The 1,129-nt window shown below is 77.3% G+C and carries 1 protein-coding gene and 1 riboswitch; the gene reads right to left on the bottom strand.

Annotation, left to right across the window (positions count from 1 at the left end; genetic code table 11):
• Nucleotides 1-79: 79 nt before the first annotated feature.
• Nucleotides 80-877 carry a C40 family peptidase gene (locus ABD774_RS21495; RefSeq protein ID WP_345045823.1) on the bottom strand — a complete coding sequence of 266 codons (798 nt, stop codon included), beginning with the start codon at nucleotides 875-877 and terminating at the stop codon, nucleotides 80-82.
• 3 nt (nucleotides 878-880) lie between these two features.
• A riboswitch (cyclic di-AMP (ydaO/yuaA leader) is annotated at nucleotides 881-1,069 on the bottom strand.
• Nucleotides 1,070-1,129 lie beyond the last annotated feature (60 nt).

Raw genomic sequence — 1,129 nt, 5'->3', positions numbered from 1 at the left:
GGGCGGGCCGGCGCGGTGGGGGCGTGGCGGTGGGTGCCACGCGGGGCACCCCGGGGTCCGGGGGGTGCGGTGGCGTCGGTCAGGCGACGCGGATGAAGACCGGGTTGGAGATGTAGATCGGGGACTCGTACAGCGCGGTGCCCGGGCTGCGGGCGGCGATGTGCTGGCCGTTGCCGGTGTAGATGCCCACGTGGCCCGGGCCCCAGACCAGGTCGCCGGGGCGGGCCTCGGCCGCGGAGACCACGGTGCCGGCGTAGCGCTGCTCGCTGGAGGTGCGCGGCAGGGAGATGCCGACCTGGGCGAAGACGTACTGGGTGAACCCGGAGCAGTCGAACCCGGCCGGGGTCGCCCCGCCCGAGACGTAGGGGGTGCCGATGTACTGGCGGGCGATGCTCACGATCGCCGAGGCGGAGGCCGACGCCGCCGGGGCGGGCGCGGGCGCGGCCTCGGGGGCCGCCGCGGCGGCCGGGGCCGCCTCGGCCAGCGGGGCGCGGGCGGTGTCGCGCGAGGTCGCGGACTCCCGCTCGACCACCGGGGCCGGCGCGGGCTCGGGCTCGGGGGCCGGGGTGGCCTCGGCGGCGACGGCCTCGACGGACCAGGACACGTCCGCCGGCACGGTGACAGACGGGGTGGTCACCATCGCGGAGAGCGCCTCGGAGGTCAGCGAGGTCACGTCCACCTGGGGCAGGGCCTGGGTGGTGGAGGACTGCGGGGCCGCGGCCGCGGTCGTCGCGGCCATCGTGATCGCCAGCCCCGAGGAGGCCACGGTCAGCAGCGACCGGCGGGCCCCGGGCCCGGAGACCAGGGCGGTGAGCGGGGTGGACGGGCGCCGGGCCGCGCGGTGGCGCGCGCCGGGCACGGTGGGGGTGCTGGTCAAGTCGAAGCCTCTCCTGGCTGCCTACGAGGTGAGCTGTCGGGTTCGGGCGGGAGAACGCCCGGCACGCCCCGGCACAGGCCGGACCGCGCTTCACCCCAAGACCCGACCAGCGGCCGGGCCACGAACACTTGGGTCCCCCGTCCCTGCCGCGGGATCTCGCTCCGACTCCGGACGGCGGCAGGGTTCGGCAATCCCGCCCGGACACTCCACGAGGAGGGTTCGTGAAGCGGTCCAGACGCTAGCGCGTCCCCC

Source organism: Georgenia daeguensis, assembly GCF_039537705.1.
Taxonomy (GTDB): Bacteria; Actinomycetota; Actinomycetes; order Actinomycetales; family Actinomycetaceae; genus Georgenia; species Georgenia daeguensis.
This window is presented reverse-complemented; position numbering and strand designations above follow the sequence as displayed.